This window comes from Halobacillus sp. 12SKB (assembly GCF_052941655.1).
Genome location: NZ_JBRFWR010000001.1, coordinates 3,772,230 through 3,797,357, shown reverse-complemented (window position 1 = coordinate 3,797,357; position 25,128 = coordinate 3,772,230). Strand labels below are relative to the sequence as shown.

The 25,128-nt window shown below is 43.6% G+C and carries 38 protein-coding genes; 33 read left to right on the top strand and 5 right to left on the bottom strand.

Going from position 1 to position 25,128, the window contains the following annotated elements; all coding sequences use genetic code 11:
• Positions 1 to 43 precede the first annotated feature (43 nt).
• Together ACQ4XT_RS19095 and ACQ4XT_RS19090 are read right to left on the bottom strand one after the other, a co-directional pair.
• Positions 44 to 457 (bottom strand): DUF3021 domain-containing protein, encoded by a 414-nt coding sequence (locus ACQ4XT_RS19095; RefSeq protein ID WP_446855121.1) that lies wholly within the window; start codon positions 455 to 457, stop codon positions 44 to 46.
• Positions 454 to 912, bottom strand: coding sequence for a LytTR family DNA-binding domain-containing protein (locus tag ACQ4XT_RS19090; protein WP_446855120.1), 459 nt, complete (start codon positions 910 to 912; stop codon positions 454 to 456). Before ACQ4XT_RS19090 ends, ACQ4XT_RS19095 begins: the two co-directional genes overlap by 4 nt.
• A gap of 202 nt (positions 913 to 1,114) precedes the next feature.
• On the opposite strand from ACQ4XT_RS19090, the gene ACQ4XT_RS19085 reads away from it, so the two are divergent.
• From ACQ4XT_RS19085 to ACQ4XT_RS18935, 31 genes are all read left to right on the top strand, one after another.
• The gene (locus ACQ4XT_RS19085; RefSeq protein ID WP_446855747.1) at positions 1,115 to 2,005 is read left to right on the top strand and encodes a TIGR01777 family oxidoreductase; all 891 of its coding nucleotides are present in this window, start codon (positions 1,115 to 1,117) and stop codon (positions 2,003 to 2,005) included.
• Between the two features lie 63 nt (positions 2,006 to 2,068).
• A complete protein-coding gene (locus tag ACQ4XT_RS19080; protein ID WP_446855118.1) occupies positions 2,069 to 2,272 on the top strand; it encodes a hypothetical protein in 204 nt (67 codons plus the stop codon).
• Positions 2,273 to 2,412: 140 nt separating this feature from the next.
• A complete protein-coding gene (locus ACQ4XT_RS19075) occupies positions 2,413 to 5,829 on the top strand; it encodes a hypothetical protein (protein WP_446855117.1) in 3,417 nt (1,138 codons plus the stop codon).
• A 15-nt stretch (positions 5,830 to 5,844) separates the two neighbouring features.
• On the top strand, positions 5,845 to 6,000 hold the full coding sequence (locus tag ACQ4XT_RS19070; RefSeq protein WP_446855116.1) for a hypothetical protein: 156 nt from the start codon (positions 5,845 to 5,847) through the stop codon (positions 5,998 to 6,000).
• A 149-nt stretch (positions 6,001 to 6,149) separates the two neighbouring features.
• Entirely contained in the window at positions 6,150 to 6,473 is a 324-nt protein-coding gene (locus ACQ4XT_RS19065; RefSeq protein ID WP_446855115.1) for an LSm family protein, read from the top strand.
• Positions 6,474 to 6,581: 108 nt separating this feature from the next.
• On the top strand, positions 6,582 to 6,806 hold the full coding sequence (locus ACQ4XT_RS19060; RefSeq protein ID WP_446855114.1) for a hypothetical protein: 225 nt from the start codon (positions 6,582 to 6,584) through the stop codon (positions 6,804 to 6,806).
• Positions 6,803 to 7,147: a VOC family protein gene (locus tag ACQ4XT_RS19055; RefSeq protein ID WP_446855113.1), complete on the top strand. Its 345-nt coding sequence runs from the start codon at positions 6,803 to 6,805 to the stop codon at positions 7,145 to 7,147. The genes ACQ4XT_RS19060 and ACQ4XT_RS19055 overlap by 4 nt, the downstream gene beginning before the upstream one ends.
• Before the next feature lie 68 nt (positions 7,148 to 7,215).
• On the top strand, positions 7,216 to 7,389 hold the full coding sequence (locus ACQ4XT_RS19050) for a PspC domain-containing protein (RefSeq protein WP_446855111.1): 174 nt from the start codon (positions 7,216 to 7,218) through the stop codon (positions 7,387 to 7,389).
• A gap of 178 nt (positions 7,390 to 7,567) precedes the next feature.
• Positions 7,568 to 7,723: a hypothetical protein gene (locus tag ACQ4XT_RS19045; RefSeq protein ID WP_446855109.1), complete on the top strand. Its 156-nt coding sequence runs from the start codon at positions 7,568 to 7,570 to the stop codon at positions 7,721 to 7,723.
• Positions 7,724 to 7,783: 60 nt separating this feature from the next.
• Positions 7,784 to 8,041, top strand: a complete 258-nt coding sequence (locus ACQ4XT_RS19040) for a hypothetical protein (protein ID WP_446855107.1) — start codon at positions 7,784 to 7,786, stop codon at positions 8,039 to 8,041.
• Positions 8,042 to 8,436: 395 nt separating this feature from the next.
• Positions 8,437 to 8,958 carry a GNAT family N-acetyltransferase gene (locus ACQ4XT_RS19035; protein ID WP_446855105.1) on the top strand — a complete coding sequence of 174 codons (522 nt, stop codon included), beginning with the start codon at positions 8,437 to 8,439 and terminating at the stop codon, positions 8,956 to 8,958.
• Between the two features lie 131 nt (positions 8,959 to 9,089).
• Entirely contained in the window at positions 9,090 to 9,800 is a 711-nt protein-coding gene (locus ACQ4XT_RS19030; RefSeq protein ID WP_446855104.1) for a helix-turn-helix transcriptional regulator, read from the top strand.
• Between the two features lie 69 nt (positions 9,801 to 9,869).
• On the top strand, positions 9,870 to 10,328 hold the full coding sequence (locus ACQ4XT_RS19025) for a hypothetical protein (RefSeq protein ID WP_446855103.1): 459 nt from the start codon (positions 9,870 to 9,872) through the stop codon (positions 10,326 to 10,328).
• 105 nt (positions 10,329 to 10,433) lie between these two features.
• The gene (locus tag ACQ4XT_RS19020; protein WP_446855102.1) at positions 10,434 to 10,952 is read left to right on the top strand and encodes an NADPH-dependent FMN reductase; all 519 of its coding nucleotides are present in this window, start codon (positions 10,434 to 10,436) and stop codon (positions 10,950 to 10,952) included.
• A gap of 124 nt (positions 10,953 to 11,076) precedes the next feature.
• The gene (locus tag ACQ4XT_RS19015) at positions 11,077 to 12,585 is read left to right on the top strand and encodes a GAF domain-containing sensor histidine kinase (RefSeq protein WP_446855101.1); all 1,509 of its coding nucleotides are present in this window, start codon (positions 11,077 to 11,079) and stop codon (positions 12,583 to 12,585) included.
• Positions 12,586 to 12,587: 2 nt separating this feature from the next.
• A complete protein-coding gene (locus ACQ4XT_RS19010; protein WP_446855099.1) occupies positions 12,588 to 13,250 on the top strand; it encodes a response regulator in 663 nt (220 codons plus the stop codon).
• Between the two features lie 203 nt (positions 13,251 to 13,453).
• Positions 13,454 to 13,948: a PH domain-containing protein gene (locus ACQ4XT_RS19005; protein WP_446855097.1), complete on the top strand. Its 495-nt coding sequence runs from the start codon at positions 13,454 to 13,456 to the stop codon at positions 13,946 to 13,948.
• Positions 13,945 to 15,525: a PH domain-containing protein gene (locus ACQ4XT_RS19000; protein ID WP_446855095.1), complete on the top strand. Its 1,581-nt coding sequence runs from the start codon at positions 13,945 to 13,947 to the stop codon at positions 15,523 to 15,525. The genes ACQ4XT_RS19005 and ACQ4XT_RS19000 overlap by 4 nt, the downstream gene beginning before the upstream one ends.
• Positions 15,482 to 15,730: a hypothetical protein gene (locus ACQ4XT_RS18995; protein WP_446855093.1), complete on the top strand. Its 249-nt coding sequence runs from the start codon at positions 15,482 to 15,484 to the stop codon at positions 15,728 to 15,730. The genes ACQ4XT_RS19000 and ACQ4XT_RS18995 overlap by 44 nt, the downstream gene beginning before the upstream one ends.
• 35 nt (positions 15,731 to 15,765) lie before the next feature.
• Entirely contained in the window at positions 15,766 to 16,038 is a 273-nt protein-coding gene (locus tag ACQ4XT_RS18990) for a hypothetical protein (protein WP_446855091.1), read from the top strand.
• A gap of 21 nt (positions 16,039 to 16,059) precedes the next feature.
• Positions 16,060 to 16,257 (top strand): PspC domain-containing protein, encoded by a 198-nt coding sequence (locus tag ACQ4XT_RS18985; RefSeq protein ID WP_446855089.1) that lies wholly within the window; start codon positions 16,060 to 16,062, stop codon positions 16,255 to 16,257.
• Positions 16,258 to 16,275: 18 nt separating this feature from the next.
• Positions 16,276 to 16,428, top strand: a complete 153-nt coding sequence (locus ACQ4XT_RS18980; RefSeq protein WP_446855087.1) for a hypothetical protein — start codon at positions 16,276 to 16,278, stop codon at positions 16,426 to 16,428.
• Positions 16,429 to 16,438: 10 nt separating this feature from the next.
• Positions 16,439 to 17,194, top strand: a complete 756-nt coding sequence (locus tag ACQ4XT_RS18975; RefSeq protein ID WP_446855085.1) for an AAA family ATPase — start codon at positions 16,439 to 16,441, stop codon at positions 17,192 to 17,194.
• 14 nt (positions 17,195 to 17,208) lie between these two features.
• Complete coding sequence (locus tag ACQ4XT_RS18970) at positions 17,209 to 17,385, top strand: hypothetical protein (protein WP_446855083.1); 177 nt, start codon at positions 17,209 to 17,211, stop codon at positions 17,383 to 17,385.
• 19 nt (positions 17,386 to 17,404) lie between these two features.
• Positions 17,405 to 17,668, top strand: a complete 264-nt coding sequence (locus ACQ4XT_RS18965) for a hypothetical protein (RefSeq protein WP_446855081.1) — start codon at positions 17,405 to 17,407, stop codon at positions 17,666 to 17,668.
• A 47-nt stretch (positions 17,669 to 17,715) separates the two neighbouring features.
• On the top strand, positions 17,716 to 18,081 hold the full coding sequence (locus ACQ4XT_RS18960) for a cupin domain-containing protein (RefSeq protein WP_446855080.1): 366 nt from the start codon (positions 17,716 to 17,718) through the stop codon (positions 18,079 to 18,081).
• 23 nt (positions 18,082 to 18,104) lie between these two features.
• Positions 18,105 to 18,308: a hypothetical protein gene (locus tag ACQ4XT_RS18955; protein WP_446855078.1), complete on the top strand. Its 204-nt coding sequence runs from the start codon at positions 18,105 to 18,107 to the stop codon at positions 18,306 to 18,308.
• A gap of 144 nt (positions 18,309 to 18,452) precedes the next feature.
• Complete coding sequence (locus tag ACQ4XT_RS18950) at positions 18,453 to 19,364, top strand: ABC transporter ATP-binding protein (protein WP_446855745.1); 912 nt, start codon at positions 18,453 to 18,455, stop codon at positions 19,362 to 19,364.
• Positions 19,361 to 20,101, top strand: a complete 741-nt coding sequence (locus tag ACQ4XT_RS18945) for an ABC transporter permease (protein WP_446855076.1) — start codon at positions 19,361 to 19,363, stop codon at positions 20,099 to 20,101. The genes ACQ4XT_RS18950 and ACQ4XT_RS18945 overlap by 4 nt, the downstream gene beginning before the upstream one ends.
• A gap of 58 nt (positions 20,102 to 20,159) precedes the next feature.
• Complete coding sequence (locus ACQ4XT_RS18940; RefSeq protein ID WP_446855743.1) at positions 20,160 to 20,717, top strand: ATP-binding protein; 558 nt, start codon at positions 20,160 to 20,162, stop codon at positions 20,715 to 20,717.
• A gap of 18 nt (positions 20,718 to 20,735) precedes the next feature.
• Positions 20,736 to 20,981, top strand: coding sequence for a hypothetical protein (locus ACQ4XT_RS18935; RefSeq protein WP_446855075.1), 246 nt, complete (start codon positions 20,736 to 20,738; stop codon positions 20,979 to 20,981).
• 35 nt (positions 20,982 to 21,016) lie between these two features.
• Here the strand turns inward: ACQ4XT_RS18935 and ACQ4XT_RS18930 are convergent, their stop codons facing one another.
• Positions 21,017 to 21,682, bottom strand: a complete 666-nt coding sequence (locus ACQ4XT_RS18930; RefSeq protein ID WP_146813820.1) for a potassium channel family protein — start codon at positions 21,680 to 21,682, stop codon at positions 21,017 to 21,019.
• A 16-nt stretch (positions 21,683 to 21,698) separates the two neighbouring features.
• The gene (locus ACQ4XT_RS18925; protein WP_446855073.1) at positions 21,699 to 23,066 is read right to left on the bottom strand and encodes a TrkH family potassium uptake protein; all 1,368 of its coding nucleotides are present in this window, start codon (positions 23,064 to 23,066) and stop codon (positions 21,699 to 21,701) included.
• Positions 23,067 to 23,270: 204 nt separating this feature from the next.
• Between ACQ4XT_RS18925 and ACQ4XT_RS18920 the strand changes: the two genes are divergently transcribed.
• On the top strand, positions 23,271 to 23,813 hold the full coding sequence (locus ACQ4XT_RS18920) for a hypothetical protein (RefSeq protein WP_446855071.1): 543 nt from the start codon (positions 23,271 to 23,273) through the stop codon (positions 23,811 to 23,813).
• Positions 23,814 to 23,900: 87 nt separating this feature from the next.
• Here ACQ4XT_RS18920 and ACQ4XT_RS18915 read toward each other — a convergent pair whose 3' ends face one another.
• Positions 23,901 to 24,533: an RNA polymerase sigma factor gene (locus ACQ4XT_RS18915; protein ID WP_446855068.1), complete on the bottom strand. Its 633-nt coding sequence runs from the start codon at positions 24,531 to 24,533 to the stop codon at positions 23,901 to 23,903.
• A gap of 76 nt (positions 24,534 to 24,609) precedes the next feature.
• Here ACQ4XT_RS18915 and ACQ4XT_RS18910 point away from each other — a divergent pair, with 76 nt between their 5' ends.
• Positions 24,610 to 25,038 (top strand): VOC family protein, encoded by a 429-nt coding sequence (locus ACQ4XT_RS18910; RefSeq protein ID WP_446855066.1) that lies wholly within the window; start codon positions 24,610 to 24,612, stop codon positions 25,036 to 25,038.
• Positions 25,039 to 25,128: the final 90 nt, after the last annotated feature.

Below are 25,128 nucleotides of genomic sequence, written 5' to 3'. Positions count from 1 at the left end.
AGGATAAAAACGCCGACAACCTTGCAAGGTTGTCGGCGTTTTTTTATTGGAGATGATTCAATTCCTCATTCAATTTCTTAGATTCGGATCTGAAATAGAGATAGAAGCCGATCCATATGATCAAATAGATGAGGAAAAATGAAAGGATGGATAAGAGGACGGATGTTAGTTGAAAAGGAATCCATCCAATGCCGAAGCTGATGATGAAATAGAGCAGCGTAACTGTGAGGAAATGTAAAAGGGTTTGCTGCCAGAGTTTGAGTGTTGTGATTTCAAAATACAAAGGCGTTACAGAGAAGAACCAACCACAGAACATACTGCCAAGCGAATTTTGTATAAAGGCATCTCCCGAGAGTTTTTGCACATCCCCGAACCAAATAACAGCGAAAGTCATAAGAATCGCGATAAATGCGCCGAAGAAAATGCCGGCCGTACTCCTGAATAAAAATGTTTTCATTTTTCTTTCCTCCTGTTCATTTTTAAAGTGTCTTTGATTTCTTTCACATAATGTCTGGATGCGTACTCTTTGCTGCCGGAATGAAAATGGACGACCAGCGTGCCATGGAAAGAGGGCTCAAAATGACTGATTTTATAAACATTAGCGAGAACGGACTTCGAAATACGGATGAATTGGTCGGAAGGCAGCGCCTCCTGCAGTTCATAAAGCTTCTCTTTTAATCTGTACGGCCCATCCTGATGAGCGGCATGCACGATTTCTTTTTCCGTGTAGAAATATTCGATGTCCATGGGCTGGAGCAGGTGCTGACGATCCGCTCGATCTCCGATCACCAAGTCTTGTTTCTTTTCCTCCAAAGCATCCAGGATTTTTCTAATGGATGGGTCGACTTCCTTACATTCCACCGTTACCTTTGTTTCTTCATACGTTTCATTGATATCTACAATCAATTTCATTCTCCCGCTGCCTCCCGTCTGTCTTTCTATTGTCAGTATAGATGGGAAGGGGGGATCTGTCATGGACTTGGAGGTATGTGGCCGAAAGGGGGAGGTCAGTGGTTTCTAGCGATTGGTCACTTGCATTGGAAAATTGTACAAATAAACGGGGGCTCCGTAGAATGGATAGGAGAAGGAATAACCGTTGAGAAGGGAGTCTGGCATTATGAAAAAGGTTGTCCTGGCTGGAGGAACCGGTTTTATAGGAGAATATTTTCAAAAAAGATTCAAGGACCTGGGGTATGAGGTGAAAGTCATCTCCCGAAGGAAAGGGTACATTCATTGGGAGGATCAAAAGCTTATCATCGAGGCGATGGATGGCGCGGACATCCTCATCAACCTTGCAGGAAAATCGGTCAACTGCCGTTATAACGCTAAGAACAAGAATGAGATCATGATATCAAGAGTCGTAACGACGAATATTCTTGGAGAAGCAGTTCAGAAATGCGATCATCCACCGGACTCTTGGCTGAACTCCAGTACGGCTACCATCTATCGTCACGCGGAGGATCGTCCGATGACGGAAGAAGAAGGAGAAATCGGGACGGGTTTTTCCGTGGATGTGGCTATGAATTGGGAAGAAAACTTCTTCGCTTTCCGTACACCTGAAACAAGAAAAGCCGCTCTCCGGACAGCCATCGTGTTAGGGGAAGAAGGCGGTGTGATGACTCCCTATAAAAACTTGGTGAGATTTGGGCTCGGTGGTCCTCAAGGTTCTGGAAAGCAAATGTTCAGCTGGATCCATGTGGAAGACCTGTTCAGGATCTGCCTGTTTTTGAAAGAGAATCAAAAGCTCGAAGGAGTTTTCAACTGCTCAGCCCCGAACCCTGTCACCAATGAAGAACTGATGCGGCTTCTCCGGGAAAAGTCAGACCGGTATATCGGGCTTCCTGCACCGAAGTGGATGCTTGAAATTGGTTCAGCTCTCATTCGAACGGAAACGGAGCTTGTATTAAAGAGCAGGTGGGTCATCCCGCAAAGATTAGAGGAAGAGGGATTCATTTTTCAATATCCGACTCTTGATCGAACTTTGGAAGAAATCATAAGCAAATAGACTGGAAGACTAGGATAATAGTTCAAGTGTGTTACTATGTAATTACAAAAAAATGTAAGTGTTGTGGTTCAATGGGAAGTTGAAAAAGTGGCGACTATGGCTGGTTGGCCTGTTGATGGAAGTGGATGGGGTAAATGGCGATCTGCTAAAGGACAACCAAAAATCATATCAGAATGGGCGTATGAAGTCCCTGAAGCTCCAGAAAAAGTAGCCATGGTCTTAGATGGGGCATGGGCTCCTAAGAAGTATATGGTTGAAATAAGGTAGTGGTTGCTCCTGAAGTGAGCAACCTTCTTTATTGATGAGCTTCGTTGGGGGAAGGATAGAAAATTCATGGAAAAATGTTGAAAATCCATTAGTTAAGGTGTAAAATTACACTGTACATTCAATCGGGGGAGGGGAAAGAAATGTCTGCCTTATCAAAGGAAGAGAAACAGAGGGTATTCCGGGAACAATTGAATCATTTGAAGGAAAGTGGATACATAACCAATCAGGAGTACAAAAGGCTGGTACAGGCGCAAGGGGCGTATATGGCAGACTATGAATCTATAGATCGGAAGCATGAACCTGAAGTCTATAAGCAAGAAGCACAGCCAGAACCTACCCGGGAGACTACCCCAGCACCGACTCCTAAACCTGTGAAGAAGAAAAAAGAACGCACACCAGAGCAAATCCGCGAACGGAACATCACATGGACGCTCATTTTAGGTGTTTCCATCCTGTTGATTACAGGCTTGATCGTTGCCACGAGTCAGTGGGATCAGATGGGAGCGGCCACGAAAGTTGTTTCGATTTCATTTGTTTCGCTGTTTTTCTTCGCTTTGAGCTATGGTACCGGAAGATTCTTGAAAATCAAACAGACAGCTTTCGCCTTCTTGACACTCGGAAGTTTACTTATTCCCATTGTGATTGTCGCGATTGGATACTTTGAGCTGTTTGGCCCCTACTTATCTCTGAAGGGTGAAGGAAGGCACTTGCTCGGTTTGATAGGAACGGCGGTTCCGCTTCCACTATATGTGAGGCATGCCTTTGTCCATCGCTCCCGGCTTTATGTATGGATTGCGCTCTTGTTTCTATCGCTTTCCGCAGGGTTCTTTCTTGGCGCACTTCCGTTATCTCTTGATGCTTTCTACTTGGGATTGATGTTGTACAATGCCGGGTTGCTTGCCGGTTATATCCGTTTAAAGGACAGGAAACAGTTCCAGTTCTTCATAAAAGAGGTGCCTTTGTTCGCCCAGTTGAATCTAGTCATTTCTACTTTATTGATGCTGTTTTTCTTCGAAAACGAAGTGTTTTACAGTTTCAACCTGCTCCTGACAGCCAGTATCTATATGGCGATGGTTTTTGTTTATAAAACGAAAGAATATCAGTTTGTCTTTTCAGTGATGCTCGTGTATGCCGTGTACCAACTCGTCGAGAATACGCCGTTGTATGCTGTGGATTCCCTTGTATATGCGCTTATCGGCCTGCTTTACATCGGGTTTGCTTATGCGTTCAGAAACCACACCTTCATTGAAAAAGTATTCCGTTATACGAGCGGAGTCGTCTCGTTTTTGGCTTTCATCTATATTACTTATGAAAGCATCTTGATCACGGAGCAGACCAGCTCATGGCTCCTGCTCCTCGCCTATGTTGTCATTATGATTAATTATCTCGTTTTATCAAATGTCACGAACCATTTGATTTTTACTTATTTAGCTCCTGTGTTCTTTTTTGTTTCAGCGGCTCAGTTGTGGGACTTGATTCAGACGGGCCCTTGGTTCTTCTTCCTATTTACAACCGCTGCTCTCCTGCTTTTATATGGGGGCCTATGGACGAAAATCAAATGGCTGCATGTAGTGAAGGATAGCAGCCTTTACACGTCTTTATTTGTATTGACGGGGTGTTTATACTTCGCCCTTTACGACCTGCAATACGGGTATAGTTCCATCATGCTGCTTATCGTCAGCCTGCTTTCTTATTTTGTAAAAAAGAGTGCTGCACAAGCCGATATGAACCGTACGGCTGTCTGGATGCTTCCATCAGCTTTAGTGGGTGCTTCTGCCATCTTTTATCAAAAGTTTCTCGAATGGGTGCCTGCTTACAGTGAAGGGTATTCGATTTCATTTCATCTGGCTTTTACAGGCGTACTTCTCCTGGGTCTCCATTTTCTATGGAAAAAGGCCGGAGAAGACGGATTTGAGACGTCGACTTTTTATATCGCTCAAGGCACCTACGTGGCTGCCATGCTCCTTCTGCTTGTAGATAACGGAGTGGACCTGGTGGTTGTCCGGCCGCTCTTGTTACTTGCAGGCATCGGAATGATGTACCTGCTTGTCCGCTATTCAAAAAAGACGTATTACTGGAGTTTTGTATCCGTCGCGTCACTCGCTTTTTATACATCATTGACCGAGCCCTTGCGTATCGATTCATTTTCTAACGTATTGATGTATATGATCTTCGCTCCTTTGATCTTGATTGCTGTCGGAGAGTGGGGAGCAAAAAAATCGAAAGGGATGCGCCCGCATTTTTATATGCTTGGCCATATCGTTCAGCCGTTCGTAATCCTTCTCATTCTTCTCGATCAGCTGGGGACGGAAAATGTTCACCCTGCCCTGTTGTTGATTCCATTAGCGGTGTACGTCTTCAGTGCTTTGAAAGCGGGAAGAGAATCTGGAACTAAAACGATGTTATATGCGGGCCTGACAACTGGGTATTTCCTTGTTGTCACGCTTCCGACAGAACTTGGATGGGATGCGTTTCCTTATGAATACGCCTTTATGGCCAGCAGTTTTTTATATGCTGTCCTTTGGTTCTTTGTAACCCCACAGTGGAAAAAGCGGATAGAGTGGTACATCATTCCATTTTCCATTTTAGGTCTATTCGTCATCATAAGTGATGTTCGTTTTGAGGCGGAGGGAGAATGGCTGCTGGTGATCGGCTACACCGTTCTCAACCTTTTCTTCCTGCATCAGAGGTCATGGCCGCTTGTCCGCTTCGTTCCATTAATCTTGACCTTCGGGTTATGGGAAAAGCTGCGGGTGTTCTGGACCGATATGGATATGATCCTTGTCCTTGCCTTAGGGGCTCTCGTTCTTCTTGGAGCAGGAAAGATATTGCAAAAAAGGCTGCTCGGCCCTGAATTCCGAGCTGATGCCTATACGTGGACCGCGCTTTTGTATATCGGTTATTTGAACTTGTACACTTTGTGGGATGAAAGTGTCTGGATACGCATTCTCCCTGTTGTACTTATCAGCTTGTGGTTTTATCTTGGTGGAAATAAATGTACCGAAAAATTCCTTCAGAACGTCTTTTATACAGGTGCGACACTCAGTATTTATGGCGCTTACTTGATGATCGCTGCCGCCTACAGTGGATACATCCCTGATTTAATCATGGCAGAGATTCAGACCCTGCCGGTTTTACTTGTCCTTGCATTTGTCAGGAAAAACATATGGTCTGCGTCTGTTGAGGTGATGTCCTACGTTCAGTTCGCTGTCTTGCTTTTGATTTCGGCCTATCTGGTCCTTGATGCCATCCAGAGCCACACCATTTGGGATGCCTGGATCATCGGAGGCTTATCACTCGTTTCAATGATTGCCGGCATGCAGCTCCGGATCAAATCGTACTTCCTTGTCGGGATGGGCGTTCTCATTTTCAACATCATCTACCAGACACGCCCATACTGGGGCAATGTTCCATGGTGGGTCTACCTGTTGATTGCCGGGCTCGTTCTGATCGGAATTGCGAGTTATAACGAATGGCAGAAACAACGATCGGAATCAGAGAAACCTGTTGAACAAAAGTGGAAGAAGCTTTGGAAAGCATTTAAGAAGTGGCAGTAGAGAGGGAGTCGTCACATGAGTTTTATTTTGCGTACATTAAAAAACATGGCCCTTGACTTCATCTCCATGATCAAAGGGTTCGCCTATGGATTTATCATGGTCGGATTATTTATCGGGCTACTTGGCGGAGTCATTTATGGAGTGTTGTACTTGAGAAATCTTTTTCTGTAGGGCAAGCTATACCGGTCAACGGATACCGCTACTCGTTATTCTGTTGACCTCGTGTGGTCCACCAGACATTCAAGGTTATAAGTACATGTTTTTAATCACCTTCCTGGGCGCTTTGCATAAAATGTGAGGAGTCAAAGGAGGGTGATGGGGTGAACAATACAGGGAATCCACAAACGCAGGGAAGTGGAAGCCAGCCTCAAAATATCCATGATTTCTGCAGACAAAACCTTTTTCAAATGGTACAGATTGAAATGGCTGATGGGCAGACACATACCGGATTATTGCACAGCTATGATCAAAATCAGATGAATTTGATCATGCCCACCGGCCAGCAGGGCCAGAATAGGAGCATTGATCAGGAAGACAGTCGACTGTTTTTTCCATTCTTTGGACCGTTTGGGCTGTTCGGCTTCCCATTTTGGGGAATCCGCAGGTGGTGGCCGTATTATTATCCATATTCCTATTGGTGGTAAACACCGGAAAAGTCACTGAAAGGATTCAGTGGCTTTTTTGTTCTGTATGACTATTTTTGTGATACGATGAGTAAAAGGAATCATTTACCATAAGAGAGTGGGGATGGGATGAAAGAAAACCTGACGTTTGCCTGGATTGCTTCATGGTTTGCCCTTGTTGGACAACTCGCCTTTTTTATTGTTGTGGCATCAATTTCAGGCGAGTGGCGTTACGTGATGTGGAGTTTATTGGTCAGTTTAAGTGTCGGGGTTCCCAATATGATTCGGACGTGGCAGGCGCAGAAAAAGGCGGATGCGAGGAAAATATATGAGCAGGGGGAAGGTTCAGTATGATTGAAAAGATCGATACCATGTGTCTCGGAGTGAAGGACATAGAAAAAGCCGGTACATGGTATGAGGAAAAGCTTGGATTTACCGTTTCTTTTAAAGGGGAAGGGTACCGGGTGCTGTCCATCGGCGATCATCCGGTCCCTTTGACCATTGAAGAGAAAGAAAACGGGGAGTTGCCGAGTCGGAACTATCCGATCTTTTTCACGAAGGATTTAGATGAAACGTATGAAGAATTGAAAGACAAAAAGGTGAACGTCGGGGATAAGCACAGAGACTCGGAAAACTATTACTTTGATTTTTACGATTTAGATGGTAATCGTCTTCAAGTATGCTGTTATTATTGAAGCTGAAAGAGTTCGTTCCCTAATTTCAGCATGAGGAGAGTTTATAAATTATGAAGGGGGAATGAAAAGTGAAACGATCCGTGAGGAACCAATCCTTGCATGGGGTCTGTGCAGGCATTGCACAGCATGTTGGTCTTTATCCTATGGCCATTCGTCTGTTGTTTATTGTTACATTCCCGATCTCATTCTTCCTTTACATCCTTCTTGCCAACACGATGGATGCTGAACGTCCTTCCATTTAGGTTTTTTACATAGAATATTAGATGATTTGATTCTTGAATAATTCAAATACGTTCAAGGTGGTTTGAACTTATCAGGTAAAAAGAGGGATCGGGAAGAATACTTCAGTCTTAGCTTATTTCATGCCTGTTTTTACCTTTCCAAAGGGTGAGGTAATGAAAGGGGAAAGGAGTACAAAAAATGATGAAACCCTTATTTTTATTAGCATCGATCGTAATCCCAATTTCTCTATTAATGAATCAGGCTGCAACAGGTGTGCTTGTTTCACTCTTATTCTTGCTTACGGGTGCTTATTTCAGCAAGCCGCGTTTTCGCAAGTACACAGATGGATCATGATTCAATCTAATAGAGGACGAAAAACGAAAACTTTGATTTTCCTTTGTGGAGTGGTTATCAATGACAGATGAGAAAAGAGAGTCTAAACATACAAAGTGGTACCTATATGCCGTGGTTTTTTACTGGCTTTTATATACGGTGAAAATTTTCTATATTGAGGAGCGGTGGTTCGATTTTGTTTTCTATGGTTTGACCATGACAGGCGTTGCAGCTTTTGCCATAATTGAATTCAAAAAACGTAAGCTTGTCGTTTCCTTTGTGGCGTTTTTACTGTTTTTTGCGTATTTGTTTGAGTTCGTCCCTGTCCCCCTTCCATAAAAAGGTGGTGGAGAGGATTATAGTCAAGTCATGTATTCTGAACAGCAGCGGCAGATGATGAAAGGGAAAGGAATGTTTTTTGTAAAGGGACTCCAGGATTGTCTGCCCCCATTTATTGAATGACCAGTCCTTTCTCTACTCCCCAATGAGTATCCTCCTTTAAAAATCCTTGCTTGTTCCTTCTTTCTTTTTTCCTCACATTAGACCTCCTGATGTTCAAGTCCATCTTATTGTAAACCCATGAATCTATGCTTGAAAGGGTTAGGGTATGTTTTAATAGAAGAACAATGATTAGATAGAGACTCCCATATATATAGAAAACATTCCGAAAACTATAGCATGGGAAATTTGGCGGATATAATCTTTAAGCTTTTGTAGCGAAAGGGGAAGCAGTCATGGGTGTTACATTTGAAAAGCTGACTGAGCCAACGTCACAGATCGCATCGGCATACGATCGATGGGAAAATGATACATCGCTCATTCCGATGGTCCGGCCGAATCCGGATCAAGACGCATTGGAGAAAAGGTATGAAGTCACAACAGAAAATTTAAAACAGCGGTTGAAGAATCATGAGATTTTCCTTATTTACAAGGATGATGTACTCGTTGGAGAGATGAATTACATGATCAACCCTGGTCATCTACATAAAAAAGAACAGGATACAGCCTGGATCGGAATTACCATTGGTGAGGCAGCTGGTCGGGGGAAAGGAATCGGATTTGAAGCGATGAGGTACCTGGAGGATCGAATCAAAGAGAAGGGATTCGACCGGGTGGAGCTTGGAGTGTTTGAATTTAATGAAAAAGCACAGAAGCTTTACAGGAAGCTTGGGTATAAAGAAATTGCTAGAATCCCGGATTTTACGTATTGGAACGGTAGCAAGTGGGCGGACATCCGTATGGAGAAATTTTTGTAAAAGAGAAGGAAACACGGAATTTAATTGGAAAAAAATAAAACGGAATGTGGATGGGCAGAAAGTCGAAAAACTTCTATAATAGAAGTAATGATGTTTGTTATTCATTATATAGATAGAAAAGGAGGCCCGATATGCGACACGATATACAACCGAACGAACGTGCTTTCTCTACGAAGGAAGTAGCTGAAGAAGTCGGGATCGCCACAACGACGGTCAGACGGTATGGGCAGCTTTTGGAACAGAACGGGTATGAGTTTTTCAAAGACGGCGACCGGCGGATTTTTGTGAGGTCAGATGTCGAGGCTCTCATTAAGATCCGTGATACGGAAATGCCAAAAGAAGATAAAATAAAAGAAATCGTAGAAGAACAGAAGGAGCTTCTCGCAGGCTATGAATCAAGGGAACTCGCTCTTTCAGATACATATGACGGAACGGAGCTGCAGGATTCCGATCAGATGAAAGAGATGTTCCGTTTCTTAGCCAGTGAGCTTGCGGCCTCAAGAGAAATGAACGTTCAGTTGAAAAATGATATGGCTGAACTGAAAACGACCGTCTCCCGATTAAAACAGGATCACCATGTGATCAGCTCCGGAGTCGGGAATTTTTCACAAAAGACGCATACGAAAATGGATAAAATGATGCAGCAGCAGAAAGAACAATATGAAGAACTGCTGCGTGAAGAGCAGGAAAAGTCGGAGTATCTCCAAAAAGAAATCCGGGAGATGCGCGAGGAACAGAAGAAAGAGTGGCGCTCTCAAAGCGAGTTCAATGAACGGTTGGAACATTCCGTCAAACATTCCCGCGGAACGCTCGGTAAAATCATGTCCTTATTCAAAAAATAGCAGCGAGAGACGCTTGAATCCATTAAGGTTCAAGTGTTTTTTGTATAAAATTCCAGGAAGGGTGAGTGGATGAAGCGTTTGACCTTTGTCTTTATGCTTGTGCTGCTTGGTGCCACGCCTGTGGATGCTTATGTTCTTAAAGACGAAGCTTTAGAGGGGTCGAGGGAAGTAGAATTCACCCGACTTCCTTCAACCATCATTCTTCATGATTCTGAGATGAAAAGAATGATAGAGGTCGAATCCATTAAGGAGATTAGGGCGATTACTGAGGGGATAGATGGGGCGGCCTCTGTGGACGTTCGATGGACGAAAGGGGAGAAACTTGGAACCCTGGACTTTGGAGATGAAGAAATGATCCACATCTATTATGGGACGGACCGGAAAACCGTCTACTTGCAGACAGACGAAGAAACCAGATCCATGTCCAGATCAGCTTTCTTCCATCTCTTTTATCCTTCCATCCACAGCCGTCCGCTTCCTCCAGGAGAAGGCGGAGATGTTCAACCGGATGATTTTCTTCCTTTATAGACGAACGTATGTTTTCAGTCCAATGGTGTAGATAATGTTCCTTCCATTCTCGGATTCAAGACGATGCCTTTTCCCATAACCTAAGAAGTAAGGAGGTTATGAACAATGAGTATCGTGATTTTTAGTGGAACACCGAGGACGAATGGACGGACAAAGATTGTCGCTCAGGCATTAGAGCATAAATTGAATGGCACGCTGGTCGACTTAAGTAAGCTGAATCTTCCATTATTCAATGGAGAAGAGTCGCAGGGAAATCATCCTTCCGTCCAGTGGCTGCGTAGAGTTGTCGCAGAAGCGGACGGTTTTATCTGGGTGTCGCCGGAATATCATAATGGTATGAGTGGCGCGTTGAAAAATGCGCTCGAATTTTTAAGCGGGTTCCATTTTAAAGGGAAACCGACTTTACTGCTTGCTGTTGCCGGAGGTGGGAAAGGCGGAATCAATGCGCTGAACCAAATGCGCACCGTTGGACGTGGACTCTACGCAGCGGTAGTTCCCGGACAGCTGATTTTTGACCCGGAACACTTTGAAGGGAGTCGTTTGAGACCGGAAATGGAAGAGAAGCTCGATTTGTTGTTGGCGGAATCCATGGCGGATCGTTTTGTGGATGTGAAGAGCAGTTGAATGGGCGATATTTGAGAATTCGACAAAGATATTTAAGTATTCGACATCATTATTTAAGAATCCAGATGGGATAGTCGGGGATTCGACAAACTCACTTGAGAATTCGACAAAAAGGGGGTGCAAAATGAGGGGCTATGAACGGGTGGAAGAATTAAACATTATGAAAGTGATAGCTGAAACGCTTAACCGGTGTAATGACATGACGACGATGCTTCAGACGGTGTTGGAAAAGTTGCTGGAGCTGACAAAGCTTGATGCGGGATGGGTATTTCTCATCGACACTCCAGAAGATTATGTACTTGCTGCTCATCATGGACTTCCTCCAGCTTTATCGTGGGAGGAGTACAAGCCGATGTGCAGCGGGGATTGTCACTGCTTGAGCCGTTATCGCAATGGGAAACTGAACCAGCCGGTGAACATCATAGAGTGTAAACGGCTGAATGAAGCGATTCAGCATGCCTGGGGGGAGACGAATGGGATTACCCACCATGCCACCATTCCGCTTGGGGACGGGGAAGAATCCTTCGGTTTGTTAAACGTCGCTTCTCCTCGGAAAGAAAATTTTTCACAGGAAGAATTGACATTGCTTCAATCGCTCGGCTTCCAAATCGGGACAGCCATCCGCCGAACACGCTTGTACCAAGATGAGCGGAGGCGTGCGGAAAGCTTTGAGAAATTGAACCAGCTTGCCGGATTTCTGTGGTCTGCGGATGACTTTTATGATTTAAAAGAGATTTTGGAAAAGGAAGGCTGCCAGATTTTCGGGTGGTCTTCCACGGGTTGTTATATAAAAAATGAAGAGAGCAAGAAGCCTCCTTATACGTTGACAGATGAAATCAGGGTTGAAGAATCCCTTGCTGTGCTGCCGTTGAAGAGACAACAGGAAGTATTAGGATACGTTTGGATCGAACCACAAGAAAGCACCTCGTTTCAGCCTGGTGATCGGGAATTCCTCCTTGCACTGGGGCGACATTTAACACTGGTTTATGAAAGCATCGCTTTAAAAGAAAAAAGGCAGGAATTGCTCCTCCATGAGGAGAGGAAACGGCTGGCCCGCGACTTGCATGATTCTGTGAATCAGAAGCTTTTCTCCTTATCGTTGACGGCGAAGGGGGCAAAGGAGATCGTGTCCAAGTATGACTCATCGCTTGGAGAATTGATGGATGAGATGCTGTCCATGTCCCAGCAGTCTTTGAAAGAGATGCGTTCATTGATTTGGCAGCTGCGCCCCGTCGGACTTGAAGAAGGGTTGATTTCTGCCATGAAGAAATATGGTGAGCATCTTGGTCTCTGTATTCAGTTTGATATGGAACGTCTCCCTGACTGGTCACGCCAGGCGGAAGAAACGTTGTGGCGGATCAGTCAGGAAGCGATGAACAATGTCTCGAAACACGCGAATGTGAATGAGATTACGGTCCGCCTTTTTGATACAGAAGAAGGAACTGGGATGACTGTGATGGATCATGGGAGTGGATTTCAAATAGAAGCGGATGACGATGGACGGACACTCGGGCTGATCAGCATGAAAGAACGGGCAGAACTGTTAGGTGGGAAACTTTTTGTGAGAAGCGAACCGGGGGCAGGAACAACCATTGAGGTCTTTTTACCTTATCGAAGGGAGAGGGGGGAGTGAGTATGAAAATTAGAGTGATGCTCGTAGATGATCATCTCGTCGTACTAAGAGGGTTGAAATTTTTTCTGAATACGCAAGAAGATATAGAGGTCATCGGTGAAGTGGAGAATGGGGAAAAGGCGCTAAACGCGTATGAAGAGTGGAAGCCGGATGTTGTGCTGATGGATTTGATGATGCCGGTCATGGATGGAGTAGAAGCGACGAAAAAATTACGTCGAGCCCATCCGGAAGCAAAGGTGGTCGTCCTTACAAGCTATTCGGATCAGGATCATGTCATTCCTGCGCTGCAGGCCGGGGCTGTCGGTTATCAGCTGAAAGATGTCGATCCCGATGAACTTGTGAAAACAATCAGAGCCGCGTCTAAAGGGGAAAAACTTCTGCATCCGAAAGCGACGAATCTACTTTTGGAACAAATGAGCAGTGGAGCGGAAAAGAAAGAACCGGGCGTCCATTTCAAGCTGACGAACAGGGAGAAAGATGTGCTGTACCAAATCACCCTTGGGAAAAGCAACAAAGAAATTGCCAGTGACTTGTACATAACAGAAAAAACGGTTAAGACGCACGTCAGTAATTTATTAAGCAAACTGCAGGTCCATGACCGTACGCAGGCGGCAATTTATGCGATGAAAGAGGAACTCTTTGCCGACCGGTCGATAGAAAACTAATTTGATCAATAGTCTCTTTCCCTGGGAAGAGGCTTTTTTATTTGTGTTATTAAACTATCATCGAATCCAGAGTTATTTAAGACTCGAGACTAAGTTTTCAAACGTTTTTTGTGTATTTATGAAACCGTTTGGATGCACAGTCGTATAAGATAGTGGAAGAAATGACACTTTCTTACATCATATTCTTATGAGGAGAGATGGAAATGCAGGCGTTAATGGATGGCCCCAAACAACGATTATCGAAGGACAGTGTAAAGGTATGGATCATTAGTGAAACCATAGGGAATCTTATAGGGTTCGTGATTCTTGCAACGCTGTTTGTCGCCGACCAATATTATTCCTGGTATGACTGGATTGAATGGGTCCTTATCGCTCTCACTGTGCTTTCTGTTGGATCAACCATCTGGGCATTCTATAGAGCCTCTTTGTTATATAAGCATTGGCGGTATGACGTCAATGAAGAATATTTGCAATTAAAATCTGGAGCTCTTCATGAACAACACCACATCATTCCTATGACAAAAATCCAGTCGGTTTCTACTCACCAGGGCCCGTTACTTAAAAGGTACAATCTCTATTCTGTCAAAATAAATACGGTGGGATCTGATCATGAAATTCCTGCTTTGCCAAAATCAAAAGCTTTTGAATTAAGAGATTCAATCGCTGTGTATGCCAAAGTAGAAGAGGTGGAGATATGAGCAGAAAACGAAACCATCCCCTGATGATGGTCTATGAATTAGCAAATTTGATCAAAAACAGTCTGTTCTTTTTCATCTTTTTCTTTGTTGTAAAAGCGGGTTCAGAAACATGGTTTTTCGAGTATGGTCGTTATGTTGTTATTGGTTTGTTCTTTTTGACGGCGCTTTACCTGCCTATTAAATGGTATTCTCGTACATATCAATTGGAAGCCACGGCTGTACATATGACCCACAGCTGGCTTACATCCACACAAAAAACGGTCCCCTATTCTAAAATCCAGAATGTCCAAAAGGAATCGAAGTGGTTCCATCGTGTCTCAGGTATGACCTCACTAACATTGGAAACGAGCATGCAGGGAGGGGAAAGTTCAATTCGCTTTCCTGTTTTGAAAAAGGAAGAAGCGGCGTGGATCGAGAAGAGTGTGCAAAGAAAATTGTCTCCAGCTTCTAAGCAGGAAACAGTAAAATCAGAGGAAGCAGAAGTTCCCGTACTTGAAGAACAGATGAGAAATTTTGAGGATGACCAAATCCAAAGAGGTTACCCGAAGACGGTTCATTTCACTCCGACGAAAAAGGAAATCGTGAAGGCTTCGTTTGCATCTCTCAGTTTTTTAGCATTCATTCCAATGATAGGTTCACTATTGTCAAAGCTGGATGATTTTCATTTTGAGAAGCAGGTGGATGGATTCCTTTCTTTCCTGTTTGAGTCACCGACGGTGCTTGTGACAGCTAGCATTCTATTCGTAGTACTCTCTGGTGTGTTTGGCATCGGAAGAACAATTGTAAAATACGGAAAATATGAAATCGCTTCTGATGAAGACATGATTTTTATTACGAAGGGAATGGTGGAAGAGAAACATATATCAATCTCAAAAAACAAAGTACAGGCCATCCTTATTGAGCAATCGTTTATGAAAAGGATACTCGGCCTTGCTGTAGTGAAATTCGTTTGTGCGGGAGGAAGTGGAGAGGAATCGGAAGTTAGCGCGCTTTATCCATTCTTGCCTGTCAAACGGGCCTATTCCTTAGTTGAGGAGTTACTACCTGATTATCAATTTTCCTCACAAATGAACCGACTGCCAAAGCAGTCGTTTTGGATTAAAATGCTGAAACCAAGCTGGCTATGGATGATTTCGACAGGCCTTTTATATTTCGTCAAGCCTGAACCATTCGGGATATCTTCAGCCTGGTGGATTCTTTCCGTCTTTCTGTTCATCTTTATTATGATTTCTCGTGCTCTGAGCTTTTATCATTCCAGCTATGCTATCCATGATCAATACATTCAGCTTCGTTCAGGTGGATTTACGACGAGCCTCTTTGTATCTAAAAGAAACAAAGTCATTGAAATGGAAGCTTCGCAAACGTTTATTCAAAAAATGCTGAAACTTGCTTCAATCAATACGGTTAATCAGGCAAACCCCGTAAGACATACGGCAATGGAGAATGTTCCGGCAGACTGGGCGGTATCAGCCTATCAATGGTACACAGAAAGGAAAAACGAAGTACATTTTGTAAGGGAAGGAGAGGCGAATCATGAACAAGTGGATGTTGGTGTCATTGGGGATGGTTATCGTTAATGTAATTTTATTTCTATTGGTCCGAGGGCCAAACGTCAATCTGCCTTTGGTAGTAATCGTTGGAAGTTCCCTTTCCCTCATAGGGATCGTCTGTGCGGTGCTATCTAAGAAAATCATCGCCGGGACCGCAGGATTCGTATTGAACGGGGGCGTGCTCGTTGTTATGTTCTTTCTTCTTCTTGCGATGGGAATAAGCGAACCTTGAAGAAAAGAGAGTTGACCATTCGTCCAAAGATTCATGTGACTAATCTGATTTTATTCGTACTTTTATTAGCGTGGGGATTTCTTCTTTATTTCGGTACTCACTTCGTAGAAGAGGAAGATCCATATATAGGTGGAAATCTTAGTATTCTGCTGGTCTATGTGATCTGGGGAATCGGTTATTTTCTTCAATTGACCCAACAGACCATGAAGCGGGCGCTGGTAATTATGGTTGTATTTTCAGGTATGCAAGTGGTGTATTTTTTCAATATGTCCTACGTCATCACATTTTTTGATTGGTTGTTCGAATAAATGATGAAGGAGAGGAAATTTATGAAGAAATTATATCGTTCCACGAATGAAAGCCAGTTGTCAGGGGTTCTCGGCGGTCTCAGTGAAACGTATAACATAGATGTGAGTATTTTGAGGATCATCGTGGTCGTATCCGGGTTTTTTACAGGAGGTTTGACCTGGCTCATTTATTTGGTGGCTGCAGTAGTTATGCCGACGGAAGGACAAGTAAGGAAGTAAAAGGACAGGGCAGTGATCATGAAATGTTTTCTATATGGTGGCATCATCCTGGCAAACATCCATGCTGTTCGAGGTCCAACGGAAAACATGGTCCTTATGTTTTTCGTTTCTGCACCAGTCATAGCCCTCCTGGATGCTTTTATCAAAGGTAGACGAAACCCTTATTTTTAGATGTGGTAGAATGACAAAATTAAATAAACAGACCCAGTATATTCGTTCCATTGAGCTAAAACGCGAGCAAATTCAATCCTACAAGAATTACCCGCTCAATCTACCGGTGGTTCGAAACTTCAAGGGAGTACAGCTACATCCGAATGTCACCTATATCATTGGTGAAAACGGGATGGGGAAATCGACATTGCTTGAAGGAGTGGCGATTGCGCTTGGTTTTAACCCTGAGGGCGGGACACTCAATTTCAATTTTTCCAGCTATGACTCGCACTCCAATTTGGATGAATACCTACGTCTCGTCAAAGGGGTCCATCGACCGAAGGATTCCTTCTTCTTCCGTGCAGAGAGCTTTTATAATGTCGCCACAAATATCGAAGAATTGGACAGAAAAATAGGTGGTAGGAAAATCATCGAATCATTTGGAGGAAAGTCCCTGCATGAGCAGTCGCACGGTGAGTCCTTTTTTGCGGCGTTTACTGAGCGCTTTCAAGGCGAAGGGTTATATATACTGGATGAGCCGGAAGCTGCACTTTCTCCAATACGCCAATTATCGATGCTTCGAAGGATTCATGATCTCGTTCTTGAAGGCTCCCAGTTTATCATCTCCACCCACTCTCCTTTATTGATGGCCTATCCTGTTTCGAAAATTTTAGAGTTGACGGAGGATGGTATGGAAGAGACATCGCTTGAAGCAACGAACCATTACACCATCATGAAGCAGTTTTTTGACGACAAAGATCGTTTGTTTCACCATCTATTCCAATAAAAGGGGGATGAACGATGGATTTGGCTTTACTATTTGGCGTTCTCTTAACATTGTTGCCGCTTGCGACGATTAAAAAAGTGAAGGAAGAAACGTTATTTCAGAGAGTGATCCATATCGGTTGTCTTCTTGTAGGAATTCTTCTTCTTGTCGGATTCGCCATTCAGTTTACGGCTTATATGGAAAACTATTAAAAAAGGAAGGGTGATCTTCATGAAAATACTTCTCTCCAGCTTTTTACTTCTAGCGCTATTGGTATCGGTTTCTGTATTCATACATAAAAGAAAGAAGGCAGGAGTGAAGGGATGGAAAACAGCACTGACATCCATCTGTTTTTTCGCTATTGCTATATTGAACCTAATGGCTTACTGGCTGGATGGTCTTGGCATCATCAGTTGGATGATCACGATTTTCCTCCTCATATTAGGCGCTTATTTTACTAGATATATGCCGGTTGCTTCACAGCCTGCTGCATGAGTGCTCAGGAAACCCATTCATTTATCAAATGTCCTGAGGAGGTAAACATGAATATTTATTCTTTTAAAAAAGAAACAGGTAGAAAGATTGAAAAGTTCCAATCGGATTTCATCATGGCACGCATAACCAGGACTCAGAAAGACGCCCATATCGGCTGCATGCATCTGGATGAAGGTGGAGTGATCGGTTACCATCAAGCCGTCGTTCCACAGTTGTTGCTTGTGGTCGCAGGAGAAGGGATGGTCCGAGGGGAAGAGGAAAGGTTTACTCCTGTAAAAAGTGGGGACGCCGTCTATTGGGAAAAAGACGAATGGCATGAAACGAAAACAGACAACGGTTTAACAGCGATTGTCATTGAAAGTGAAGAGTTGGATGTTTCTCTTTTAGCAACCGTAAAAAACAGTGGATCATGAAAACGAAACACATTTGAGAACGGATGGAAGGGGGGACTCTTATTAAAAAATTCTTCAAATCCTGGATCGGCTGGATGTTTGGTGTTCTTGCAGGCATATTCATTATAAGTTTATGGAATGGTGGAGAAATCGATTGGAGTCTTCTTATCGGACTCGGTATTGGCGGCCTCATTGGTACATCGATAGGCATGGGGATAAAGAAAAATTTTAAACAAGACAAAGACTAATTTCGTATCCGTCCACCCTTTATGAGTTGCTCATAGGATTTCACGGGAGTTTGGGATGGGGGATCACTTTACTAACTTTTGTGAAACTTTAGTGCCACCTACGCGTAGATACATATATAAACTTAATAGATGGGAGCGGTCAACATCGAACACGTCATCCAGGTCGAAAACTTATCCAAGTCGTTTGGAACAACAGATGCGGTTAAAGACCTTTCGTTTACGGTAAGTAAAGGGGAAATCTTCGGGATCATCGGGCCTAATGGAGCTGGCAAGACGACGACACTTGAGATGTTGGAAGGGATTCAGAAACCAACATCAGGAGAAGTGGAGGTGCTCGGGCTGAATCCTGAGAAACAGCTGCGTGAATTGAATCGGAGGATTGGTGTCCAGTTCCAGGCGACCTCCATCCAGAAGAAGATGAAGGTGAAAGAAGCGCTGGATTTGTTCTCAAGCTTTTACAAAGGGAACACCCAAAAGGATCAACTGATTGATATGCTCGGCCTCGGTGAGAAACTCAACGTCCACTTTGAAGACCTTTCTGGTGGTTGGAAACAGCGGGTCACCCTTGCTCTCGCGACGTTGCACCAGCCTGAACTGTTGTTTCTGGATGAACCGAGCATGGGCCTTGATCCTCATGCACGGCGTGAAATGTGGGGGATGATTCGCACTTTAAGGGAGAATGGAAGCACAATTGTTGTGACCACCCATTATATGGAGGAAGCGGAAAAGCTTTGTGATCGTGTTGCGATGATTTATAGTGGGGAGCTAAAAGCATTGAACAACCCTGATGCTCTTCTGGATGATGTCGCGACCCATTACCTCGCTTTTGAAAGTGAACAGATGTCTTATGAGTACCTGTTGACGCTAGGTGATGTGGTGCGTGTGGAAAAAGAAGAGGGGAACTTTAAAGTGTTCAGTGAGGATCTCCAACATACCGCCTACCAAATTTTCTCCTACTGCCATGATGAAAATATTAAACTGAAGAACTTCAAATTTGATCGAGGTTCTCTTGATGACTTGTTCGTTCAATATTTAGAAAAGGAGAAAACAGGATGAATACTGTAGTAAAGCTCGCAAACTTGGAAACGAAAATGTTCTTCCGTGATCGTCTCAGTGTTTTCTGGACGTTCCTATTTCCTGTTGTGATGATCTGGTTGTTCGGCTCGATGTTCAGTGGCGGCATGGCTGGTCCTTTTACCTTTGCTGAAGTCTTCATCCCGTCATGGATCGGTGTCAATATTGTGACCACTTCGTTCTTTACATTAGGTACCGTACTCGCAAGCTATAGAGAAACAGGGGTTCTCCGCAGGTATCAATCAACCCCGCTTCAACCGTGGAAAATTCTCGCCGCCCATACGATCCAGGGAACAGTGATTTTCATCATTTCTGCCCTATTGCTTATGGTTTTCGGGATGGTTATGTACGACCTTCAGCCTCCTGTGTATATCGGAAGTACGCTTTTGGCTCTATTCATCAGCATTCTCGCCTTTTTCCCGTTTGCCCTGTTCGTCACATCTTTGGCTAAAAACACGCAGTCGGCAGCGGCCATCAGTTCGCTTTTTTTAAACTTGATGCTTTTTCTCTCTGGAGCTACGTTTCCGCTTGAGATGATGCCGACCATTCTTCAGTATGTAGCAAAAATTTTGCCGTTGTATTATGTCATTCAGTTGCTGCGTGGCACTTGGAATGAGGCTCCAATCTCTGAATTCGGTCTCGAAGTCGGGATTTTACTAGGAATTGCGGTCGTATCCATTGTGCTAGCTTCCCGCTTTTTCAAGTGGAGTGATAAGTAACGGACTTACGAAAGAAGGGCATTTATGATGACGATTAAAAAGAAGAGAGGTGATCGGAATTAAACTTGTTTTATTATTTGGACCTCAAGCTGTCGGAAAAATGACCGTTGGGCAGGAGTTAGAGAAATTAACGGGGCTGAAGCTCTTTCACAATCACATGACCATTGAACTGCTGCAGCCGTTTTTTGGTTTTGGTGATGAGATGTGGAGATTATCTCAATCGTTCAGAGAAGAAATCTTCCGTACTTATGCGAAGAGTGATCAATACGGCATGATTTTTACATTTATATGGGCTTTCAATAAGCAGGAAGATTGGGATTTTGTTGAAACGATCATTGATATCTTCGAAGGTGAAGGAGGAGACGTTTATTTCGTGGAACTGCAGGCGGACATGGAAGAACGGGTCAAGAGAAACCGTACGCCGAACAGACTGGAGCATAAACCTTCCAAAAGAGATGTGGAAGCATCGGAAGAGAGGATGATTGCTTCCATGGACCATTTGCGCATGAATACAAAAGATGGTGAAATAAAAGAGAAGAACTACCTCAAGATCAATAATTCAGAACTTGAACCTTATGTTGTTGCAGAAAGGATTCGAGAAACGTTTGGTTTGTAATCACGGAGGTCATGTTTAATGAAAAGTATCGTCCAGTTTTTGTTTGGTGCCCCTTACAAGGAATCAAAGGTTATGACTGTGTACTATTGGATAGCCGTTAGTCTGTACATAATTGCTTCAATCTTTTTGTTCACTGCTGCCATACTAACCGGTGAAGGAGAATTTTGGCTCAGTTTCATCATGGGTTTCGTTATGTTTCCGTTGATGTTCCGGCTGGTTTACGGAGTAGTCACTCGTGTCAATCAGGCCATATTCAAATCCTGAAAAAAAGCAGCAGCTGTCTGACAGCTGCTGCTTTTTTAATCCTCGACGACAAGGTTTTTTTCGAAGCGGTTGACGTCCTTATCCGCTCCAATAACAATGAGAATATCGCTGGCATTCACTTGTTCGGTGGCCATCGGGGAAACGATGACATCTTTTCCACGTTTGATCGCTACGATGTTACACCCGTACTGAGCGCGGATATCTAAATCGATCAACGTCTTGCCGCTCATCTTCCTTCCTGCTTTCACCTCGACAACACTGTGGTCATCGGATAGTTCAATATAATCGAGGATGTTATCTGAGATGATATGGTGAGCGATACGTTTTCCCATATCTCTTTCCGGGTGGACGACTTGGTCGGCCCCGATTTTGTTCAGTATTTTCTCGTGATAATCGTTCTGGGCTTTGACGGTGATCATCCGTATGCCCATCTCTTTTAAAATTAACGTCGTCAGCATGCTTGCCTGGATGTTGTCTCCGATCGCTACGATGACGTGATCGATATTCCGGAACCCCAACTCTTTGAGAACGAGTTCATCGGTGGAATCCGCCATGACGGCGTGGGAAACGATCTCTCGATATTCATTGACTTTGTTTTCATCAAGGTCCAGAGCAAGGACTTCCATGCCTTCACGGCTGAGTTCCCTGCAAATGCTCCCGCCGAAACGGCCGAGTCCTACAACAGCAAATGTTTTCTTCATGGGTGGTTTCCTCCTGTTAGCCGATAATCATCGGTTCTTTCGGATAATGGTATTTGTCTTTGATGCCTTTCCCTCGAATGATGAACAAGAAGGAGAAAATGCCGATCCTTCCGATAAACATGAGGGTAATGATGATGGTTTTCCCGGCTGTATGCAAATCAGGCGTGATTCCCATCGATAGTCCGGTTGTACCAAATGCGGAACATGCTTCAAATAAGATCTGCATCAAAGAAAACTGCGGCTCGAAATAGTTCAATAGAATAACCGCTATGCCTGTAATGGCAATGGCTGTATTGATGACGATAAACGAACGGAAGATATCATCCGGATCGATTTCACGCCTGAATACACGCACATGACTTTTCCCCCGGGCATAGGCGATAACGGTTAACACACTGATTGCGAATGTCGTTGTGCGAATTCCTCCTCCGACACTACTTGGTGACGCACCGATGAACATGAGAATGCAGATCACGAGTAAGGTCGGTACACTGAATTCAGCGACATCCATGGTCGCAAGCCCTCCATTCCGTGTAGTGACGGATTGGAAAAGGGAGAAAAAGAAAGCCTCGTGCCAGGACTTATCTGCGAAAAAGTGTTTTCTGTCCAGAAGATAGATCAGCACTGTCCCAACAATTACGAGGACTCCGAACGTAACAGACGTCAATTTTGCAAAAAGGGAAAAGTGGATGACATTCTTTTGTTTATGTGTCAGATAATCTTTGATTTCAATGAGCACCGGAAACCCTATGGCTCCGAGTGTTAATAAGAGCATGTTGATAAACTGCACAAAATAATCATTCTCGAATAGGACAAGGGATACGCCGGTAATATCAAACCCTGCATTGGTCGTGGCACTGACCGATGCAAACATTCCTTGTACAATGGCTTCTCCTGCAGTCGGGAAGTATTGAGTAAAGTAAACACTTAAAATGATGGCACCAACCAGTTCAATCAAAAGAATAATCAATAGGATCTGCTTGATCAGATTGACCATTCCCGCGAACGTAGAGCGGTTTTGGTCGGTTTTAATAAGTTGTCTCCTTTTCAAGCCGATCTTTTTACCGAGCATCAGCCAGATGAACGTTCCCAGCGTCATGACGCCGATCCCGCCGAATTGGAGAATAAACATGAGAACAAAATATCCGGCGGTATTAAACGTATCCAGCGTCGATACGACAGTTAACCCGGTTACGCTCACGGCGCTTACAGCAGTAAAGAGAGCGTCAATAAAGCTTAAATGGACACCTTCCTTATGTAAAAATGGAAGGCTTACGAGTATGGTGGAAACGATGACTGCCGTAGCGTAGAACAATACAATCACCTGAAAAGGAGTTAAACGGTCAAAGTATTTGTTGAATTTGGTTTTTAGGTTATTGAACATAAAGATGCTCCTTCAGGTGAGGATATCAAGTTATATATGGATTTTATATGTTCTCTATTAGTTTTACAACTCCCTTATACATTAATGGTTGTGGGTTAAATTTACAGAAAATAAAGAAAGTGGGATAATGGATTCAAAAGTTTTTGATGGGAGGGTGGGAGACTTTTGAAAATCCGGTCCTTTTATTCACTCCTATTCCTTTGCATGATGTTTTTTTTATTGTTGCCTGGTACAGCTTTTGGTGCTATGGATCCTGAAGAAGTCCAAGAGATAAAGAGGAATGCGCCTTTACATGTCATCGGAAGTGTAGAAAGTGATGTACTCGTAAAAGACTTATCTACTGAGGACTCTCCCAGGCAGTTAAGAAAAATGCAGCTGAGTGTTCAGGAGTATAGGAAGATACCCGATTCTCACAATCAGGAGCATACTATAGAAATTTATTACACCTACGTTCCTTCATGGATCGCTACGGCAGGTGGAAGTAAAATGGATATTTATGAGGGTGACCAAATTGAAATCTGGTTGGAAAAAGGGGAATACGGATGGGAGTCTGCAGCGGGCGGAAATACGGTCGAGCACTTAAGTTATGTAGAAGAGCGAAAAGAGCACATCCCAGAACCTAAGGCGCATACAGTCATGGAGACGTTCAATGAAAACATAGGGGTTTTGGTCATGAGCGGATTGGTGATTTCCCTGCTCATCTTTTTATTCCTGACACGCCGCCGGGTTCTCCCTAAAGAAAGATAAGACTGATCATTTAATAATATGAGGTGGCAGCATCTAAAGAACACGCAGAGAGAGAAAATTGACCCTCATCTGTTCTGTCAGCAGGATTCAGGATCTGGTAATCTCTAAAAGGTTTCCCGATGGATCTACGACATAGAAGTTTTTTTGGTCGCTCTTCATCTGATAATTGGCTGACTCCAATAAACGGTAGTAATAAAAAATCTTCTCCGGATGTTGTATTTTCAATGCATGTGCGAACTTTTGGACTGCTGAACCAGTCGCACGGTTTTCGGTTTTTAATGGATCTATACGAGTCAATTGTTTCCTTGTACGGTGGAGAGTTGTCTTCACTGAAGCATCACTCATCCGGAGCATGGTGGAGATTTCTTTTGATGAATAGTGGAAGACATCTTTTAAAGTTAAAAGCATGGCTTGTTTGAGAGGTAAAACCGCTACCAGGAGTTCGATAAGGCTGTCATACTCCATAAAATCTCCCTGTGGGTGGTGAATAAGTTCATCAAAAGGAAAGGATGGCTTTTCCTTTCTTTTCTCATCAATCCATAAATGCCTGGCGGTTGTTTTTACATAAGAAAAAGAATGATCCGCACAATAGCCGTCCTTTTGTTTTTGATAGAGTTTTAGAATGGTTTCTTGAACGAGGTCTTCCGCCAGATGAGGGTCACTCGTAAGCGTAAGGCAGTATCGATATAACCTGGTAATTAGATCTTTATGTATTTTCATAAAAAGTTTCTCCCTTTTGTAACTTTTTGTCTTTCAAAAACGTTACAGGGTTGAATGAAAAATAGGAGGGGTTTGGATGTTTCAAGTTGGAAGTGTATTCGTCCCTGTGACGAATCTTGAGAAAGCGAAAAAATGGTATGAAGAACACCTGGATGTGCGTGAAATTGATGGTTGGGAAGGAGGCGCTGGTTTTTTCTTTCCGCATGGTTCCGCCCAGCTTGGGCTCATTGAAGTCTCTAATCCACAGCCTACGGAATTCATTATAGAAAAGAACCAAAAGAATGTCTATTTCAATTTTGTCGTAGCCGATATAGAGGCCGCTCACAAAAGATTGAATGACTCTGGAGTCGAGACCACAGAAATTCATGAGTTCGGTGATATGAAGTATTTTGATTTCTTTGACCCGGATCAAAATGCGTTCAGTGTGGTAGATGAGGATTTGAATTCCCCTTATCATAAAGAGAATGTTAGGAAACAGCAGGAAAAGATAAGGGCCAGGCAATAAAGAGATGCTGGGAATTCTCAATTTGTAGAAACCTAAGAAACGTCTAGGGAATATACTCTCTAGACGTTTTATTTGCTCAACAGTAGTTTT

Coding starts and splice junctions, on each gene's coding strand:
- ACQ4XT_RS19040 (WP_446855107.1), top strand. CDS start 7,784: ATGACAGATGAGAAAAGAGAGTCTAAACATACAAAGTGGTACCTATAT.
- ACQ4XT_RS19015 (WP_446855101.1), top strand. CDS start 11,077: ATGAGGGGCTATGAACGGGTGGAAGAATTAAACATTATGAAAGTGATA.
- ACQ4XT_RS19010 (WP_446855099.1), top strand. CDS start 12,588: ATGAAAATTAGAGTGATGCTCGTAGATGATCATCTCGTCGTACTAAGA.
- ACQ4XT_RS18965 (WP_446855081.1), top strand. CDS start 17,405: ATGAAAATACTTCTCTCCAGCTTTTTACTTCTAGCGCTATTGGTATCG.
- ACQ4XT_RS19070 (WP_446855116.1), top strand. CDS start 5,845: ATGAGTTTTATTTTGCGTACATTAAAAAACATGGCCCTTGACTTCATC.
- ACQ4XT_RS19000 (WP_446855095.1), top strand. CDS start 13,945: ATGAGCAGAAAACGAAACCATCCCCTGATGATGGTCTATGAATTAGCA.
- ACQ4XT_RS19060 (WP_446855114.1), top strand. CDS start 6,582: ATGAAAGAAAACCTGACGTTTGCCTGGATTGCTTCATGGTTTGCCCTT.
- ACQ4XT_RS18925 (WP_446855073.1), bottom strand. CDS start 23,066: ATGTTCAATAACCTAAAAACCAAATTCAACAAATACTTTGACCGTTTA.
- ACQ4XT_RS18960 (WP_446855080.1), top strand. CDS start 17,716: ATGAATATTTATTCTTTTAAAAAAGAAACAGGTAGAAAGATTGAAAAG.
- ACQ4XT_RS18930 (WP_146813820.1), bottom strand. CDS start 21,682: ATGAAGAAAACATTTGCTGTTGTAGGACTCGGCCGTTTCGGCGGGAGC.
- ACQ4XT_RS18970 (WP_446855083.1), top strand. CDS start 17,209: ATGGATTTGGCTTTACTATTTGGCGTTCTCTTAACATTGTTGCCGCTT.
- ACQ4XT_RS18935 (WP_446855075.1), top strand. CDS start 20,736: ATGAAAAGTATCGTCCAGTTTTTGTTTGGTGCCCCTTACAAGGAATCA.
- ACQ4XT_RS19035 (WP_446855105.1), top strand. CDS start 8,437: ATGGGTGTTACATTTGAAAAGCTGACTGAGCCAACGTCACAGATCGCA.
- ACQ4XT_RS19020 (WP_446855102.1), top strand. CDS start 10,434: ATGAGTATCGTGATTTTTAGTGGAACACCGAGGACGAATGGACGGACA.
- ACQ4XT_RS18955 (WP_446855078.1), top strand. CDS start 18,105: ATGGAAGGGGGGACTCTTATTAAAAAATTCTTCAAATCCTGGATCGGC.
- ACQ4XT_RS19055 (WP_446855113.1), top strand. CDS start 6,803: ATGATTGAAAAGATCGATACCATGTGTCTCGGAGTGAAGGACATAGAA.
- ACQ4XT_RS19075 (WP_446855117.1), top strand. CDS start 2,413: ATGTCTGCCTTATCAAAGGAAGAGAAACAGAGGGTATTCCGGGAACAA.
- ACQ4XT_RS19005 (WP_446855097.1), top strand. CDS start 13,454: ATGCAGGCGTTAATGGATGGCCCCAAACAACGATTATCGAAGGACAGT.
- ACQ4XT_RS19025 (WP_446855103.1), top strand. CDS start 9,870: ATGAAGCGTTTGACCTTTGTCTTTATGCTTGTGCTGCTTGGTGCCACG.
- ACQ4XT_RS18920 (WP_446855071.1), top strand. CDS start 23,271: ATGATGTTTTTTTTATTGTTGCCTGGTACAGCTTTTGGTGCTATGGAT.
- ACQ4XT_RS18995 (WP_446855093.1), top strand. CDS start 15,482: ATGAACAAGTGGATGTTGGTGTCATTGGGGATGGTTATCGTTAATGTA.
- ACQ4XT_RS18910 (WP_446855066.1), top strand. CDS start 24,610: ATGTTTCAAGTTGGAAGTGTATTCGTCCCTGTGACGAATCTTGAGAAA.
- ACQ4XT_RS19095 (WP_446855121.1), bottom strand. CDS start 457: ATGAAAACATTTTTATTCAGGAGTACGGCCGGCATTTTCTTCGGCGCA.
- ACQ4XT_RS18975 (WP_446855085.1), top strand. CDS start 16,439: ATGACAAAATTAAATAAACAGACCCAGTATATTCGTTCCATTGAGCTA.
- ACQ4XT_RS18915 (WP_446855068.1), bottom strand. CDS start 24,533: ATGAAAATACATAAAGATCTAATTACCAGGTTATATCGATACTGCCTT.
- ACQ4XT_RS18980 (WP_446855087.1), top strand. CDS start 16,276: ATGAAATGTTTTCTATATGGTGGCATCATCCTGGCAAACATCCATGCT.
- ACQ4XT_RS19030 (WP_446855104.1), top strand. CDS start 9,090: ATGCGACACGATATACAACCGAACGAACGTGCTTTCTCTACGAAGGAA.
- ACQ4XT_RS19045 (WP_446855109.1), top strand. CDS start 7,568: ATGATGAAACCCTTATTTTTATTAGCATCGATCGTAATCCCAATTTCT.
- ACQ4XT_RS18985 (WP_446855089.1), top strand. CDS start 16,060: ATGAAGAAATTATATCGTTCCACGAATGAAAGCCAGTTGTCAGGGGTT.
- ACQ4XT_RS18945 (WP_446855076.1), top strand. CDS start 19,361: ATGAATACTGTAGTAAAGCTCGCAAACTTGGAAACGAAAATGTTCTTC.
- ACQ4XT_RS19090 (WP_446855120.1), bottom strand. CDS start 912: ATGAAATTGATTGTAGATATCAATGAAACGTATGAAGAAACAAAGGTA.